This is a genomic window from Streptomyces sp. NBC_00203, assembly GCF_045206325.1.
In the GTDB taxonomy this organism is placed as follows: domain Bacteria; phylum Actinomycetota; class Actinomycetes; order Streptomycetales; family Streptomycetaceae; genus Streptomyces; species Streptomyces lutosisoli.
Genome location: NZ_CP108126.1, coordinates 878,610 through 895,480 on the forward strand (window position 1 = coordinate 878,610; position 16,871 = coordinate 895,480).

Below are 16,871 nucleotides of genomic sequence, written 5' to 3' on the forward strand. Positions count from 1 at the left end.
CGCCCCTTCCCTCAATGACGTTGGGAGGCACGATGCGCACCCGCCTGAGACGGCTCGTCATCACGGCCGTCGCCCTGCTCACCGCCACGACCGCACTGCCCGCGGCCGCGGCCCAGCAACAGAACCGTCAGGAACATCCCTCGCACGGCGGCCTGTCGGCCGTGATCCGCTACACCGAGTACGGCATACCGCACATCGTCGCGAAGGACTACGCCAACCTGGGCTTCGGCACCGGCTGGGCGCAGGCCGCCGACCAGGTGTGCACCCTGGCCGACGGCTTCGTGACCGTACGCGGCGAGCGGTCCCGCTTCTTCGGGCCCGACGCGGCGCCCGACGGTTCGCTGTCCTCGGCGACCAAGAACCTCTCCAGCGACCTGTACTTCCGCGGTGTACGGGAGACGGGCACGGTGGAGAAGCTGCTGGCCGAGCCCGCGCCGCTCGGGCCGGGCCGCGACGTCAAGGCCCTGATGCGCGGCTGGGCGGCCGGCTACAACGCCTGGCTCGCCCAGAACCGGATCACCGACCCGGCCTGCCAGGGCGCCGACTGGGTCCGCCCGGTGACTCCCGTGGACGTGGCCGCCCGTAACTTCGCGCTGGCCGTGCTCGGCGGCCAGGGGCGCGGGGTCGAGGGCATCACGGCAGCCCAGCCGCCGACGACGACGTCCACCGTGACGAGTGCGCCGGAAGGGTCGAGCGCCGCCGCCCCTGACGCGAAGAGCACCGCCGCGGCCGCGCGGGAGCTCTTCGACACCGCCGACGCCGACATGGGGTCCAACGCGGTCGCCTTCAGCGGTGCCACGACGGCGAACGGCCGCGGTCTGCTGCTCGGCAATCCGCACTATCCCTGGCAGGGCGGCCGCCGCTTCTGGCAGATGCAGCAGACGATCCCCGGCGAGCTGAACGTCGAGGGCGGCGCGCTGCTCGGCTCGGCGACGGTGTCCATCGGGCACACCGCACATGTGGCGTGGAGCCATACCGTCGCGACGGGCATCACGCTCAACCTCCATCAGCTGACGCTCGATCCGGCCGATCCGACGACGTATCTGGTGGACGGGAAGCCGGAGCGGATGACGAAGCGGACCGTCACCGTCGACGTGCTGGACGGCACGCCGGTCACGCGCACCCAGTGGTGGACCCGGTACGGCCCTGTCGTCACCTCGCTCGGCGCGCAACTGCCGCTCCCCTGGACGTCAACGACGGCGTACGCGCTGAATGACCCGAACGCGGCCAATCTCCGCGCCTCCGACACCGCGCTCGGCTTCAGCAAGGCCCGCAGCACGACAGATGTTCTCGCGGCCCTCCAGCGCACCCAGGGGCTGCCCTGGGTGAACACGATCGCCGCCGACTCGGGCGGGCACTCGCTGTTCACGCAGTCGCAGGTACTGCCGCGCATCACCGACGAGTTGGCGCAGCGCTGCTCGACGCCGCTCGGCAAGGTCACCTATCCGTCGGCCGGTGTCGCGATCCTCGACGGCTCGCGCGGGGACTGCGCGCTGGGCAGCGACCCCGACGCCGTACAGCCGGGGATCTTCGGGCCCGCGAAGATGCCGGTGCTCAAGGACGCGCCGTACGCGGAGAACTCCAACGACAGTGCCTGGCTGGCCAATGCGGACCGGCCGCTGACCGGGTACGAGCGGATCTTCGGCACGATCGGCACCCAGCGCACGATGCGTACGCGCGGGGCGGCCGAGGACGTGGCGGCGATGGCCGCCAAGGGCCGGCTGAGCGTACGGGATCTTCAGGCGCAGCAGTTCGCGAACCGGGTGCCCGCGGGTGATCTCGTCGCGGACGACGCGGCGCGTGCGTGTGCCGCGCTGCCGGGTGGCACGGCGACAGGCAGTGACGGCAAGGCCGTTGACGTGTCCGAGGCCTGCGGTGTGCTGGGGGCGTGGGACCACTCCATGAACACCGACAGCCGGGGCGCGCTGCTCTTCGACCGGTTCTGGCGGAAGCTGGCGGTCGCGGTCCCGGCCGCGCAGCTCTGGAAGGTGCCGTTCTCGGCGGCGGACCCGGTCCGTACCCCGAACACGCTCAACACCGACGCGCCGGGCTTCACCACGGCCCTCGCCGACACGGTGACGGAGTTGCGTACGGCGGGCATCGCGCTGGACGCGAAGCTCGGCGCGAACCAGTTCGTCGTACGCAACGGCCGGCGCATCCCCGTGCCGGGCGGCACGGAGTCGCTCGGCGTGTGGAACAAGGTCGAGCCGGTGTGGAATCCGGCGGCCGGCGGATACACCGAGGTCACCACCGGGTCCTCGTACATCCAGGCCGTCGGCTGGGACGGGAGCCGCTGCCCGGTCGCCCGCACGCTGCTGACGTACTCCCAGTCGGCGAATCCGAACTCGCCGCACTACAGCGACCAGACGCGGCTGTTCTCGGGCGAGAAGTGGGTCACCTCGCGCTTCTGCGAGAAGGACATCCTGTCGTCGCCGGGGTTGCGAGTGGTGCGGGTGAGCGACCACCGCTGACAACAGTGCTGTGGTCCCGTCCTCCATGGGGCGGGACCACAGTGCCGCGGGTCGGCGCCCCGCGCGTCACAGCTCCATGTGGCCCAGCTTGTCGGGGTTGAGGACCGCGTAGACCCCGTCGATGCGTCCCTCGTGCACGGAGATGGTGACGACCTGCTCGATGCCGTCGACGGTGAGTGCCAGGGCGGGCAGCCCGTTCGCCGTGACGACGCGCGCGTCGCCGAACGGATAGCGGGTGACCAGACCCGCGATGAACGCGACCACACGCGCGCGGCCCTCGATCGGGCGCAGCGCCGCCCTGACCTTGCCGCCGCCGTCGTTCCAGGCGACCACGTCCTCGGTCAGCAGTTCGGTCAGACCCGTGAGGTCGCCGCTCTGCGCGGCCTCCAGGAAACGCGCGAGCAGTTTGGCGTGGTCGTCCTCGGCGAGCGCGAACTTGTCGCGCCCCGAGGTGACCCGGCGGCCCGCCCGGCTGTGCATCTGGCGGCAGTTCGAGGAGGTCGTGTCCAGGATGCGCGCGATCTCGTCGTACGGCAGGTCGAAGGCCTCCCGCAGGACGAACACCGCGCGCTCCGGCGGCGACAGACGCTCCATCAGATGGATGGTCGCGTAGGCCACGGTGTCGCGCAGCTCGGCCGTGTCCAGCGGGCCGAGCGCCGCCGTCGCGACGGGCTCGGGGAGCCACGGCCCGGTGTACGCCTCGCGGGTGACGCGGGCCGAGCGCAGCTGGTCGAGGGCGAGCCGGGAGACGATCGTGATGAGGAAGGCGCGCGGTTCGCGGATGTCCGCCCGGTCGGTGCCCGTCCAGCGGAGATAGGCGTCCTGGACGACGTCCTCGGCGTCCCACATGCTGCCGAGCAGCCGGTAGGCGAGGCCGAGCAGCAGGGGGCGGTACGCCTCGAACTGCTCGGTCGCCTGCTCCGGAGTCTTCAACTCCTCAGTCCTTTCCCTGCGGTTCGGCGTGCATCCGGCTCCCTGCGAGGCGGCGTACGGCCCGCTCCCAGCGGTTCAGCGTGCGGCCGTCGCGCCATTCAACTCGGCCGCGAACCCCGCGCGCCAGGAGGCATACCGGGGCCGCCAGTCGAGAGTGAGCACGGCGCGCGCGTTGTCCGCGCCGCGCAGCCCGTTCATGAACGCCACTCCCCAGCCGCCGACCGCGAGCCGGGCGAGCGCCGCGGGTGCCTTCTTGGGCGCCGGGGCGCCGAGCATCCGGGCCAGCTCGGGCAGCCACTCGTGCAGCGGCGCCGGGTGGTCGTCGACGATGTTCAGCGGGCCGCTCGCGGGCTTGTCGAGTGCGGCGATCACCGCGGTGGCCGCGTCATGGGCGTGCGTGAAGGAGAACACCGAGTTCCCGCCGCCGACCAGCGGAACCTTTCCCCCGGCGACCTGGTCCACGAAGGAGCCGTCCTTGGCGTAGATCGTGCCGGGCCCGTACAGGTGCCCGAAGCGCAGGACCGTGCCGCCCGCGTCGGCGGTGCGCAGCTCCAGCTCCTTCAGGGCTTCGAGCACCGGCACGAACTGCTTCGGCGGACGCTGCCACAGCGGGGCGTCCTCGTCGGCCGCACCCTGGCCGGCCGGGTCGTAGGCGTACGCGAGTCCCTGGGCGACGATCTTCTTGACCCCGGCGTCGTGCGCGGCCTCGTACAGATTGCGGGTGCCCTCGGTGCGCAGCCGGTTGGTGAGGGCGAAGTCGCGGGCCAGGTGGCGCGGGTCGATCTGGGCCGGGATGGCGGTGAGCATGTTGACCACCGCGTCGGGGGCCGCCTCGCGCACGGCCCGGTGCAGCGCGGAACGGTCGAGGGCGTCGGCCACGACGCTGCCCTCGACAGCCGTACGCGACAGTGCCACTACGTCATGTCCCACCGAGCTGAGCAGCGGAACGAGCGCCCGCCCGATGACTCCGGTGGCTCCGGCGACGAGTACACGCATGGGAATCCATCTCCTGATGTCGGGCCCCCTGGCGGTCCGCTGATCGGTTCCCGGGGGCGTTTCGGCATCAGGACGGGCGAGTGCGGTTCCGCGTGACAGGTCGCGAATGTGACCTGCGTCACACTGCCCGGGTGCGGCCCTCCCAGTAGGGATCCCGCAGTCGCCGCTTGTACAGCTTTCCGTTGGGATCGCGGGGCATGACCTCGATGAAGTCGACACTCTTGGGCCGCTTGTAGCCGGCCAGCTGCCGCTCGCAGTGGCCGAGGATCTCGGCGGCGAGGGCCGGGCCCGGCTCATGGCCGGGGGCGGGCTCGACGACGGCCTTGACCTCCTCGCCCCAGTCGTCGTGCGGGATACCGAAGGCGGCCGCGTCGGCGACGGCGGGGTGGGTGAGCAGGGCGGCCTCTATCTCGGCCGGGTAGATGTTGACCCCGCCGGAGATGATCATGTCGATCTTGCGGTCGCGGAGGAAGAGATAGCCGTCCTCGTCGAGATAGCCGAGGTCACCGACGGTGAAGAAGTCGCCGATGCGGTTCTTCTTCGTCTTGGTCTCGTCCTTGTGGTACGAGAATCCGCCGGTGCTCATTTTCATGTACACGGTGCCGAGCTCACCGGGCGGCAGCCTGGTGCCGTCGTCGTCGAAGACGGCGAGCTCGCTGATGGGCCACGCCTTGCCGACCGTGCCGGGCTTCTTCAGCCAGTCCTCGGCGGTCGCGAAGGCTCCGCCGCCCTCACTGGCCGCGTAGTACTCCTCGACGCAATCGCCCCACCACTCGATCATGGCCCGTTTCACATGGTCGGGGCAGGGGGCAGCGCCATGGATGGCGTGCCGCATGGACGAGACGTCGTAGCGCGCCTTCACCTCGTCGGGAAGCGCCAGCAGACGGTGGAACTGGGTCGGGACCATATGCGTGTGCGTGCACCTGTGGGTGTCGATGACACGCAGCATCTCCTCGGGCGTCCACTTGTCCATCAGCACCAGACGGTGGCCGATGTGCAGGGACGCGCCCGCGAATTGCAGCACGGCGGTGTGGTAGAGCGGCGAGCAGACCAGGTGCACGTTGCCGTCGAACGGCTTGATGCCGAAGATGGCGAGGAAACCGCCGAGGTACGACTCCTCGGGGAGCTTGCCGGGCAGCGGGCGCCGGATACCGCGCGGGCGTCCCGTGGTGCCCGAGGTGTAGTTCATGACCCAGCCGAGGGTGCGTTCGGCGGGCGCCGACTCGGGCTGTCCGTCGAGGAGTTCGGCGTACGGCCGGAAGCCCGTAACCTCGCCGACCGCGTACCTCTGAGTCCCTGGCAGCTTCGCCTCGTCGGCGGCGTGCCGGGCGGCGTCCGCGAACCGTTCGTGGGCGATGAGGACCTTCGCGCCCGAGTCGGAGACGATCCAGGCGATCTCGGGGCCGACGAGGTGGTGGTTGACGGGGACGAGGTAGAGGCCCGCCTGCGAGGCGGCGAGATAGGCGACGAAGAACTCGACGCCGTTGGGCAGCACGACCGCGAAGGCGTCGCCGCGTTCGAGGCCCGCGGCGCGCAGCCCGTGGACGAGCCGGTTGGCCGAGGCGTGCAGCCGTCCCGCGGTCCACTGCTCGCCGGCCGGGGTGACGAGGACGATCCGCTCGGGGTCCGCGGCGGCCTGGGCCCAAAAGCCGTTCGGAGGCGTGCCCCCACTCACGCTATTACTCCCACCCACGCCCTCACTCGCACTGTTACTCTCACCCGTGCTCACGACTGGGCGCTCCTTCCCGCGATGCGGTTGATGCGGTCGACGGCCCGCTCGAAGCCCCGGGTCAGGTCGTCGAAGACGGCCTGGACGCTGCGTTCGCTGTTCATCCGGCCGACGATCTGCCCGACGGGGGTGCCGAGCAGCGGCTCCACCTCGTACTTCTGGATGCGCGAGACCGCCTCGGCGACGAGCAGCCCCTGGAGGGGCATGGGGAGCGTGCCGGGCCCGTTCGGGTCGTCCCAGGCGTCGGTCCACTCGGTACGCAGCTGGCGCGCCGGTTTGCCGGTCAGGGCGCGCGAGCGGACGGTGTCCCCGGACCCTGCGGCGAGCAGCTTCCGCGTCACCGCGGGCGAGTGCATGTCGGCTTCGGTGACGGTCAGCCACAGGGAGCCGAGCCACACGCCCTGGGCACCGAGGCTGAGCGCGGCGGCCACCTGCTGTCCGCTGCCGATGCCGCCCGCCGCCAGGACGGGCAGCGGGTCGACGGCGTCCACGACTTCGGGCGTGAGCACCATCGAGGCGATCTCCCCGGTGTGCCCGCCCGCCTCGTAGCCCTGCGCCACGACGATGTCGATGCCCGCCTCGGCGTGCTTGCGCGCGTGCCGGGCGCTGCCCGCGAGCGCGGCGACCCGTACGCCCTTCTCGTGGGCGCGTTCCACCACGTCGACGGGCGGTGAGCCCAGCGCGTTGGCGAGCAGTCCGATCGGATAGTCGAAGGCGACGTCGAGCTGGGTCCGGGCGACCTGCTCCATCCACCCCGTGATACGCCACCCGGACACCTCGCCCTCGGCGAGTTCGGGCACGCCGTACTTGGCGAGGGTGTCCCTGACGTACTGCCGGTGCCCCTCGGGGATCATCGCCTCGACATCGGCCTCGCTCACGCCCTCGACCTTCTTGGCGGGCATGACGACGTCCAGGCCGTAGGGCTTGCCGTCGACGTTCGCCTCGATCCAGTCGAGGTCGCGCTTGAGGTCGTCGGGTGCGGTGTAGCGGACCGCGCCGAGCACACCGAATCCGCCCGCACGGCTGATGGCCGCGGCGACGGCGGGAAACGGCGTGAAGCCGAAGATGGCGTGCTCGACTCCCAGTTCCTTGCTCAGCTCCGTCTGCATGGCCGCAGGATGCCGCAGTCCTCCGGACGAGGGAAGGGGTTTTCTGATGCTCCGTCAGATTTCTGGACACGACCCGGCGTTGTTCCGGACCGGGTTGCCGCCACGGCTTCAGCCGCGCCCCCCGTCCCCCTCCTCCAGCACCGCCATGGCCGCGTTGTGCCCTGGTACCCCGCTCACCCCGCCGCCGCGCACCGCGCCCGCCCCGCACAGCAGGACGTTCGCGTGCCGGGTCTCCACGCCCCAGCGGCCCGTGCCCTCCTGCGCGTAGGGGAAGGCGAGGTCGCGGTGGAAGATGTTGCCGCCGGGCAGCCGCAGGTCGCGTTCCAGGTCGAGGGGGGTCTTCGCCTCGATGCAGGGGCGGCCGTCCGCGTCGGTGGCGAGGCAGTCGGCGAGCGGCTCGGCGAGGTGGGCGTCCAGCTGGGCCAGGGTCGACTTCAGCAGCTCGTCCCGTACGGCGTCGTTGTCGCGCTCGAACAGCCGGGCGGGGGTGTGCAGGCCGAACAGGGTCAGGGTCTGGTAGCCCTGCTCGACGAGGTCGTCGCCGAGGATGCTCGGGTCGGTGAGCGAGTGGCAGTAGATCTCGGAGGGCGGCACGGTGGGCAACTCGCCGGACGCGGCCTGCGCGTGGGCGGTCGCCAACTGCTCGTACCCCTCGGCGATGTGGAAGGTACCGGAGAACGCCTCGCGCGGGTCGACGGAGGTGTCGCGCAGCCTGGGCAGCCGCCTGAGCAGCATGTTCACCTTGAGCTGGGCGCCCTCGGCCGGGGTGGGCGGCTCGTCGCCGGTGAGGTGCGCAAGCTCCTGCGGCGAGGCGTTCACGAGAACGTGCCGGGCCGCGACGACGCCCTCCCCGTCCGGGGTCCGGTAGGTGACCTCGGCGGCCTCCCCGTCCGTCTCGATCCGCAGCACCTCGTGACCGGTGGCGACCACGGCGCCCGCGCTCCGTGCCGCCGCGGCGATCGCGTCGGTGAGGGCGCCCATACCGCCGACCGGCACGTCCCAGGCTCCGGTGCCGCCGCCGATCACGTGGTAGAGGAAGCAGCGGTTCTGCCGCAGCGAGGGGTCGTGGGCGTCGGCGAAGGTTCCGATGAGGGCGTCGGTGAGGACGACACCGCGGACGAGGTCGTCGGCGAAGTTCTCCTCGACGGCCGTGCCGACCGGCTCCTCGAAGAGCATCCGCCAGGCGTCCTCGTCGTCGACGCGGCGGCGCAGCTCGTCCCGGGTGGGCAGCGGTTCGGTGAGCGTGGGGAACACCCGCTGCGCGACGCGGCCCGTCATGGCGTAGAAGCGCTGCCACGCCGCGTACTCGCGGTCCGAGCCGGTCAGCCGCGCGAACGCCTCACGGGTGCGCCGCTCGCCGCCGCCGACGAGCAGCCCGGTGGGCCGTCCGTCGCGTTCGACGGGCGTGTACGAGGAGATGGTGCGCCCGCGGACGCGGAAGTCGAGGCCGAGATCCCGCACGATCTTCCGGGGCAGCAGGCTCACCAGGTACGAGTAGCGCGACAGACGCGCGTCGACTCCGGCGAACGGCCGGGTGGACACGGCGGCGCCCCCGGTGTTCCCGAGGCGCTCCAGCACCAGCACGGACCGCCCGGCCCGGGCCAGGTAGGCGGCGGCGACCAGTCCGTTGTGGCCCCCGCCGACGATCACGACGTCGTATCCCTCGTGTGCAGGCATGCTTCTTCGTAGCACGTGATGATCTACGTCGGCCAGGGGTGCGCGGCAAGCGGCGGGCGACCGGATGGGGACGATGACGACGGCGAGGACGACGAGGACACTGACGGCTCGCCGGACGGTCAGTGCCCTCCGGCCGCCCGCTGCTGCCGTAACGCCGCCACCCTCCGGTACAGCTCCACCGCCTCCTGGCCGCGCCCCAGCTGTTCCAGGCAGTGGGCCTCGTCGTTGCGGCTGGCGAGGGCGTCGGGGTGGTCGGCGCCGAGAACGTGCTCGCGGGCGATGGCGACGCGGCGGTACTCGGTGAGGGCGTCGGCCCAGCGGCCGAGCCAGCCGAGGCCGACGGCGACCTCGCGGCGGCTGACGAGGGTGTCCGGGTGGTCGGCGCCGAGGACGCGCTCACGGATCGCGCACACATCGCGGGACTCGGCGAGCGCCTCCTCCCAGCGGCCCATCCGGCCGAGGTTCACACCGAGGCCGTGCCGGGCGCGCAGGGTTTCGGGGTGCGCGGGACCGTGCACGCGGGTGCGGTCGTCGACCAGGTCGCGGTACAGCTCCAGGGCCTGGGCGCTGCGGCCGAGCCGGCCGAGGCTGATACCGACCTCGTACCGGGCGGCGAGGGTGTCCGGGTGGTCGGGGCCGAGGGCCTGCGCGCGGGCCTCGGCGACCTCCTGGTAGGTGTGCAGCGCCTCCGGCCAGCGCCGCAACTGGCCCAGTGCGTAGGCGACTTCGTACCGCGTGACAAGGGTGTCGGGGTGGGTCGGGCCGAGCACCCGGGCGCGGGCGGCGGCGACCTCGCTCGCCATCCGGTACGAGTCCTCCAGGCGCCCGAGCCTGCTCAGGTTGAAGGCGAGGTTGTGGCGGCAGCGCAGGGTGTCGGGATGGTCGGGTCCCATGGCGCGCTCGCGGGCGCCGAGCACGGACGTGTAGGCCTGGTGCGCCTCGAAGTGGCGGCCCAACTGGCCCAGCACGTATGCCATTTCCTGGCGTGCGGCCAGGGTGTCGGGGTACTCGGCACCGAGCACCCGCTCCCTCACCTGGGCGACATGCGCGTACTCGCGCAGCGCCTCGGCGGGCCGGCCGGTGCGGCTGAGCGTGAAACCGACCTCGTAGCGGCTGGCGAGCGTGTCGGGGTGGTCGGGCCCGAGGGCGTGCTCGCGCTCGGCGGCGACCGCCCGGTGCACCTCGCCGGCCTCGGTCCACCGGCCGAGCCGGCCCAGGCTCAGGCCCGCGTTGTGCCGCCCTGTCAGGGTGGTGATCAACTCCGGTGAGGGGGTCGGCCGTTCGGTGCGCTCGGGCGCGCGGGTGACGGCCGTGGACGGGCGGGCGATCCAGTCGCCGGTGAGACCTGCCGCCGCGTCCGGCGGGGTGGAGTGCGGTCCGGCGCCGGTCGCCTTGTGGCCGGTGCCCATACCCCGGGTCCAGGACGGCAGCCGGGGTTCGCGCGAGGGCGGCTGCTCGGGGCGCGACTGAGTCGAGGGCGCCAAGGGCCGCTGTTCCGGGGTGGGTTGCCGGAGAGACGGGGTCACCACGGTCGGCACGTACACCGGGGTCGTGCGGCCCGCGCTGATGCGGCGGCCGAGTTCGCGGGCGTCCTGCGGGCGCTGCTCGGGCTGTTTGGCGAGCAGGTCCAGGATGATCTTCTCGAAGTACTCGGGGAGTTCGGCCCGGTGGCTGCGCGGCGGCTCAGGAGGCGTGTCACGGTGGCCGACGAGGACGGCCCAGGCGTCGTCGAGGTCGAACGGCGGTGCCCCGGTGGCGATCTCATAGAGCACACATCCGAAGGAGTACAGATCGCTGCGCTGGTCGACGTGGGCTCCGCTGATCTGCTCCGGCGACATGTAGTGCGGGGTGCCCATCGCGATACCGGTGCCGGTCAGCCGTGAGGTGAAGCCGATGTCGTGGCCGAGCCGGGCGATCCCGAAGTCGCAGATCTTCACCGTGCCGTCGGCCAGCCGCATGATGTTCGCGGGCTTCAAGTCCCGGTGCACGATGCCCTGTTGATGGGTGTAGGCGAGCGCGGAGGCCACCTGGTCGGCGATGTCGACGACTTCGGAGACCGCCAGCGGATGGTGTTTGTTGTCTTCCAGGAGCTGGCTGAGGTTGCGCCCCTCCAGCAGCTCCATCACCAGATAGAGCACACCGTCGGACTCCCCGAAGTCATGGACGACGGTCACTCCGCGATGCTGCAGGGCGGCGGCCACCCGGGCCTCGCGCCGAAACCTCTCCCGCAGGACACGCGTGAAGGACTGATCGTGGTGCGGGCCGAGCGGCTTGAGGCACTTGACGGCGACGTGCCGGCCCAGCGACTCGTCCCGCGCCCGCCACACCTCGCCCATACCGCCCCGCCCGATCAGATCGAGCAGCCGGTACCGGCTCTGGATCAGCCTGGTCTCCGCCATCTCGTGCGATCGCCCCCGTCGCTGCTCGCCGCGCCCTCCCCTGGCCCGTCCAGTATGGCGAGTTATCTGCCGACTTTGCAGGGCGCGGGGCGGGAGCCGGGGCCCAGCCGTGACATGGCGCGCAGAATGTGTTTGGGCGGGAGTTGCCAGCGCAGACGTGCGGGAACACAGCGCAGCAAGGTGCCCGTGAAACGCAGGCGCCGGGTCACCGTGGCGGGCGGCGGGGCGGCCCTGCCGTACAACTCGTGGGCGTACGGCGGCAGAGCGGCGTACGCGAGATGCGCCACACGCCGCCACAGCAGGGCGCGCGCCGGTACGAGCAAGGGGTGGACCGGCGGACGCACCAGGAAGTCGTCCACGTCCCACGCCTCGGGCCCCGCCGCCAGCTCCGGCAGCATCTTCTCGAAGTAGGCGGCCAACTCCGCCTGGTTCGCCGGTACGTCGGCGGGGTCGAGCCCCACCAGCCGTGCGCTGACCAGGTGTTCACCGATGTAGCGGTCGGCCTGCGTGTCCGTGAGGGGGAACCCGGAGCGCCGCAGGACGTGCAGATAGGAGTCGATCTCGGCGCAGTGCACCCACAGCAGCAGCCCGGGCTCGTCGACGCCGTACCGCTCCCCCGTGTCCGGGTCGGTCGCCGTGAGCATGCTGTGAATCTTTCGTATGCGCGTCCCTGCCTTCTCCGCGGCCTCACGGGTGCCGTAGGTCGCCGTCCCCACGAAGTTCGCGGTGCGCATCAGCCGGCCCCAGGCGTCGCGCCTGAAGTCGGAGTTCTGCATGACTCCGCGCACCGTGCGCGGGTGCAGGGCCTGGAGGTAGAGCGCGCGGATCCCGGCGACCCACATCATGGGGTCGCCGTGCATCTGCCAGGTCACCGAATCCGGACCGAAGAGTCCCGGGTCGCCCTTCTGGAAGGCCTCCATACCAGCAGGCTAACGCCGTACCCGCGGCATCCCCAGACCGATCCACGAGATGATCTCGCGCTGGATCTCGTTGTTGCCGCCGCCGAAGGTGAAGATCACCGCCGATCGGTAGCCGCGTTCCAGTTCGCCGTGCAGGACCGCGCCCGCGGAACCCTCCTTGAGGACGCCGGGGGCCGCGACGATCTCCATCAGCCAGGCGTAGGCGTCGCGGCGCGCCTCCGAGCCGTACACCTTGACCGCGGAGGCGTCCTGCGGGGTGAGCGTGCCCTCCTGGACCGCGTTCACCATCTGCCAGTTCAGGAGCTTCATCGCGTCGAGCTTGGTGTGGGTCTGCGCGAGGCGGCGGCGCACCCACGGGAGGTCGACGACGCGGCGGCCGTCGGCGAGCTTGGTCTCCATCGCCCAGCGCTGGACGTCGTGCAGGGCGCGGATCGCCATGGTGCCGTGTGCGGCGAGCGTGACGCGTTCGTGGTTGAGCTGGTTGGTGATCAGCCGCCAGCCCTTGTTCTCCTCGCCGACCCGGCGGGAGGCGGGGACGCGGATGTTCTCGTAGTAGCTCGCGGTGGTGTCGTGCGAGGCGAGGGTGTTGATGATCGTGCACGAGTAGCCGGGGTCGGAGGTCGGCACCAGGAGCATGGTGATGCCCTTGTGCGGCGGGGCGTCCGGGTCGGTACGGACGGCGAGCCACACCCAGTCGGCGGTGTCGCCGTTCGTGGTCCAGATCTTCTGACCGTTGACCGTGTAGTGGCCGGTGGCCTCGTCGCCGTCCCGTACGGCCTTGGTCTTGAGCGCGGCGAGATCCGTGCCCGCGTCGGGCTCGCTGTAGCCGATCGCGAAGTCGATCTCGCCGGAGAGGATCTTCGGCAGGAAGTACGCCTTCTGCTCGTCCGTGCCGAACCGCATGATCGTCGGGCCGACCGTGTTCAGCGCCATCAGCGGCAGGGGCACGCCCGCCTGGGCCGCCTCGTCGAAGAAGATGAACTGCTCCATGGGGCTCAGCCCGCGCCCGCCGTACTCCTTCGGCCAGCCCACGCCGAGCCAGCCGTCGGAGCCGAGCCGCCGGATCGTGTCGCGGTAGAAGCGCTTCTGCGCCGCCGGGTCGCCATAGCGGGCGTAGGCGTTGTCCGGCACCAACTGGGTGAAATAGCCGCGCAGTTCGGTGCGCAACCGCTGCTGCTCCGGCGTGTATTCGAGATGCACGGCGCCTCCTGGCTCCCAGTGGCTGAGCTGGTTCTCCCGGTCGGACGGCGCACAGAGTAGAACGCGTTTCAGAAATTGGGAATGCCGATGACGTGTCAGGAGGACATCCGCCGGGCTCTCACGGGTCAGGAGGACGTCCGCCCGGGCCTTCCGCGCGCACCGTCTCCCACATGGCCCGCATGGACGCGTCCAGGGAATGGCGCGGGCTCCAGCCGAGCAGCCGCCGCGCCCGGGTGCTGTCGACCTGGATCCAGTCGGCGCCACGGCTGCGGACGGCCCCCGAGTGCCCCCGTACCGTCCCCGGTGGGCGTCCGGACGCGTGGACCAGCGCGGTGACCAGGGTCCCGATGTCCAGCGCCCGGCCGGTGCCGATGTTGAACACGCCCTGGGCGGAGGGGGTTTCGGCGGCACGCACCACCGCGTCGGCGGCGTCGCGGGAATCGACGTAGTCGCGGCACGCCTCGGCGATCGTCAGATCGATGGCCCCCGGGTCGTCGCGCAGCCGTGCGGCGAGGGAGCCGAAGAAGCTCTCGGCGGCGGGGTGCGGGCCGATGGTGTTGGTGAGGCGCAGGACCACACCGTCGAGTTCCCCGGCGCGCGCGGCGTCGAGTACCAGCCCGGCGGCCACCAGCTTGGAGCGCGGGTAGGGCTGTCGCGGGTCCGGCTCCACCTCTTCGCCGATCGACGTGCCCCAGGGGACGGGGCCGTACTCGTGGATCGTGCCGAGCTGTACGAGGCGCGGCGGACTCGGTGTCTTCTTCAGCGCGTCCACCAGGCGCTCCACCAACTCGACGTTGGTGGAGTGGAGTTCGTCGCCCCAGCCGAGCGTCGCGTTCACCACGGCGTCCACCCGCTCCATGGCCAGAACCTCCGCGAGCTGCTCGCTGGACACGTGCGCGGCGTCCAGGGCCAGGAACCGGTGGGCGGCCACCTGGCTCGCGTGACGGCGGGCGATCGCGACCACTTCCGTACCGCGGGCGGCGAAGGCGGCGGCGATCTGCCGGCCCATGCACCCGGTGGCGCCGATGACGGCGACCCGCCCTGCCCCGCCGGGCCCGACTCCCTCACTCACCGGGCGGAGTCCGGTTCCGCGGGCCACTGCCGGCAGTGCTCGTACCGGGGCAGCATCCCCCGCGCCTCTGCCTCCGCGAGCGAGATCGCGACCGTGTCCCGCTCGGACAGGTGGAACTTCATGTCGTAGGGCCACGGCAGGCCGAGTGCCGGGTCGAGCGGGTCGATGGCCTGTTCCAGCTCGGCCCGGTAGGCGGTGGACACCAGGTACGACATCACCGTGTCGTCGTCGAGCGCCAGAAAGGCGTGCCCCACACCGTCGGGGATGTAGACGGCACGGTAGGAGACGGCGTCCATCTCGACGATGTCCCATTTGCCGAAGGTCGGCGAGCCGAGCCGGATGTCGACGACCGCGTCGAGGGCACGCCCCTGCGCGCAGTACACGTACTTGGCCTGTCCGGGCGGTGTGGTCGTGAAGTGCAGCCCGCGCAGCACACCGCGGGCGGAGCGGCTGTGGTTGGTCTGCGCGGTCACGAACCGTTCGCCGACCGCCGCGACGAACGCCTGCTCCTGCAAGGGCGAGACGAACAGTCCGCGCGCGTCCGTGTGGATCTCGGGCGTGAACTCGAAGCCGCCGGCCACGGCGAGCCTGCGCGTACGCATCCCCATCACCTGCCCGTCGCGTCGTGGTGGGTCCGGGGCCGGGCCGCGCGGCCCGGGGCGCCGAACCAGTGCCGCAGGGCGTCCTCCAGCTCCAGCAGCGCGTCCTTGCGCGGTACGCCGTCGCCGGGATCCGCCCACGCCACATGGCCGTCCGGGCGCAGCAGCAGACCCGCTCCGCCCTCGGCCGGGACCGTGCCGACGCGGTGCGACCAGTCGGTGGCGAGACCGGCCGCCTCCTGGGCCGTGCCGTCCGGCAGGAGCAGCACTCCGCGCCCCGTGCGCAGCACCGTCCGGACCTCGCCGCCGACCGCTTCCGCGAGCGGCGGGCAGGGTCGGCCGAGCAGTTCGTGCTCGTAGCGGCCGGGAGACGGGGTGTAGCGGACGTCGAGGCCCGTCATCTCGTGTGCCAGCCTGCTGTTGACCTCGGGCAGCGCGAGGAGTTCCGAGAACATCTCGCGCAGCGGGTCGACCTTGGGGTCGGGGGCCATGAGCATGAGCTGCACCCGGGTCTCGCGCAGCACGCGCTCGGCGACCGGGCGGCGCTCGGAGCCGTAGCTGTCGAGCAGCCCGGGGGGAGCCCAGCCGACGATCGTCCCGGCCAGCTTCCAGCCCAGGTTGACGGCGTCCTGGAGGCCGAGGTTGAGTCCTTGCGCCCCGATGGGGAAGTGCACATGCGCCGCGTCGCCGGCGAGCAGCACCCGGCCCTGCCGGTAGGTGTCCGCCAGCCGGGTCGTGTCGGCGAACCGGGACAGCCAGCGCGGCCGGTCCATGGCGACGTCGATGCCGGTGATCCGCCGTACCGTCTCGCGCAGCTCATCCAGGGTCACCGGGGTGTGCTCGGAGCCCGGCTCCGGCGGGGTGAACTCCGTGGTGAGCACGCGGGTCACCCCGGGCTGCAGCGAGATCGCCATCAGCAGGCCGCGGGGGGTGCGCATGGTGCCCGGCACCCCGTTGGGCAGCTGTCCGGGGTCGGCCAGTTCCACATCGGCGAGGAGCGCACGCACCGTGGGCGCCGAGCCGCTGAAGCCGATGCCGGCGAGCTTGCGGACGGTGCTGCGCCCGCCGTCGCAGCCGACCAGGTAGTGCGAGCGCAAACGGTAGGTTCCCTCGGGCGAGTCGACCTCGCCCACGACGTCGGAGGGGGTGGCGTCGAGCCCGGTCAGCGCGTGTCCGCGGCGGATCTCCACCCCGCACGACAGGGCGTACTCCTCCAGCAGTTCCTCGGTGCGCGCCTGCGGGATCAGCAGGGCGTACGGATGCTCGTTGTGCAGGTGTCCGAAGTCGAGCAGCGGTTCCAGGCCGGCGAAGTGGGCCTTGGGCCAGGTGCGGTTGCCCTCCATGAACCGGCCGAGCAGGCCCCGCTGGTCCAGTACGTCCAGCATCCTGGCCTGCATACGGAAGGCCCTGGAGTGGCCGCTCGGCTCGGTCAGGCGCTCCAGGAGGACCACGCGGGCACCTCCGAGGCGCAGTTCGGCGGCGAGCAACAGGCCGACCGGACCGCCTCCCACCACGACGACGTCGGTGTTCATCGAACCTCCAAGTCCCTGTGCGGCGTATGCCCGTTGTCCCCGTGCGGCGGCGTTCGCGGCTCGTCGTACAGCAGGGCGGGGTCCGGTGCCATCGGACCGGCGACCAGACACAGGCCCGCCAGCCGTGTGCACAGGCCCCATCCGATGCGGCGCCCGACCGCGCGGGCGAAGTCGAGGTCATACCTGGCGGTGCGCATGTCCCTCACCCTTCCGGGGGCTCCTCGAGCCGGGGTG

13 protein-coding genes are annotated in these 16,871 nt (G+C 71.7%); 1 reads left to right on the forward strand and 12 read right to left on the reverse strand.

The features are described from left to right. Positions 1–32: 32 nt before the first annotated feature. Entirely contained in the window at positions 33–2,471 is a 2,439-nt protein-coding gene (locus tag OG975_RS04290; RefSeq protein WP_406327527.1) for a penicillin acylase family protein, read from the forward strand. A gap of 66 nt (positions 2,472–2,537) precedes the next feature. Here the strand turns inward: OG975_RS04290 and OG975_RS04295 are convergent, their stop codons facing one another. The 12 genes from OG975_RS04295 to OG975_RS04350 all read right to left on the reverse strand — a co-directional run bounded on the left by OG975_RS04295 (position 2,538) and on the right by OG975_RS04350 (position 16,834). Beyond that, positions 2,538–3,404 (reverse strand): RNA polymerase sigma-70 factor, encoded by an 867-nt coding sequence (locus OG975_RS04295; RefSeq protein WP_406327529.1) that lies wholly within the window; start codon positions 3,402–3,404, stop codon positions 2,538–2,540. 75 nt (positions 3,405–3,479) lie between these two features. Beyond that, on the reverse strand, positions 3,480–4,400 hold the full coding sequence (locus OG975_RS04300) for an NAD(P)-dependent oxidoreductase (protein WP_327426446.1): 921 nt from the start codon (positions 4,398–4,400) through the stop codon (positions 3,480–3,482). 118 nt (positions 4,401–4,518) lie between these two features. Beyond that, entirely contained in the window at positions 4,519–6,075 is a 1,557-nt protein-coding gene (locus tag OG975_RS04305; RefSeq protein ID WP_406327531.1) for an acyl-CoA synthetase, read from the reverse strand. A gap of 50 nt (positions 6,076–6,125) precedes the next feature. Next, positions 6,126–7,238 carry an NAD(P)H-dependent flavin oxidoreductase gene (locus OG975_RS04310; protein WP_406327533.1) on the reverse strand — a complete coding sequence of 371 codons (1,113 nt, stop codon included), beginning with the start codon at positions 7,236–7,238 and terminating at the stop codon, positions 6,126–6,128. Positions 7,239–7,346: 108 nt separating this feature from the next. Further along, positions 7,347–8,915 (reverse strand): phytoene desaturase family protein, encoded by a 1,569-nt coding sequence (locus OG975_RS04315; RefSeq protein ID WP_406327535.1) that lies wholly within the window; start codon positions 8,913–8,915, stop codon positions 7,347–7,349. A 119-nt stretch (positions 8,916–9,034) separates the two neighbouring features. After that, positions 9,035–11,314 carry a tetratricopeptide repeat protein gene (locus OG975_RS04320; RefSeq protein ID WP_406327536.1) on the reverse strand — a complete coding sequence of 760 codons (2,280 nt, stop codon included), beginning with the start codon at positions 11,312–11,314 and terminating at the stop codon, positions 9,035–9,037. 62 nt (positions 11,315–11,376) lie between these two features. Beyond that, positions 11,377–12,234 (reverse strand): oxygenase MpaB family protein, encoded by an 858-nt coding sequence (locus OG975_RS04325; protein WP_406327537.1) that lies wholly within the window; start codon positions 12,232–12,234, stop codon positions 11,377–11,379. 9 nt (positions 12,235–12,243) lie between these two features. Further along, complete coding sequence (locus OG975_RS04330; RefSeq protein ID WP_406327539.1) at positions 12,244–13,434, reverse strand: acyl-CoA dehydrogenase family protein; 1,191 nt, start codon at positions 13,432–13,434, stop codon at positions 12,244–12,246. Positions 13,435–13,552: 118 nt separating this feature from the next. After that, positions 13,553–14,506, reverse strand: coding sequence for an NAD-dependent epimerase/dehydratase family protein (locus OG975_RS04335; protein ID WP_406327541.1), 954 nt, complete (start codon positions 14,504–14,506; stop codon positions 13,553–13,555). Beyond that, positions 14,503–15,108, reverse strand: coding sequence for a dTDP-4-dehydrorhamnose 3,5-epimerase family protein (locus tag OG975_RS04340; protein ID WP_406327543.1), 606 nt, complete (start codon positions 15,106–15,108; stop codon positions 14,503–14,505). Before OG975_RS04340 ends, OG975_RS04335 begins: the two co-directional genes overlap by 4 nt. A 5-nt stretch (positions 15,109–15,113) precedes the next feature. Next, positions 15,114–16,637 (reverse strand): FAD-dependent monooxygenase, encoded by a 1,524-nt coding sequence (locus tag OG975_RS04345; protein WP_406327545.1) that lies wholly within the window; start codon positions 16,635–16,637, stop codon positions 15,114–15,116. Continuing rightward, positions 16,634–16,834, reverse strand: coding sequence for a hypothetical protein (locus OG975_RS04350; RefSeq protein WP_406327546.1), 201 nt, complete (start codon positions 16,832–16,834; stop codon positions 16,634–16,636). The genes OG975_RS04345 and OG975_RS04350 overlap by 4 nt, the downstream gene beginning before the upstream one ends. Between the last annotated feature and the right edge of the window lie 37 nt (positions 16,835–16,871).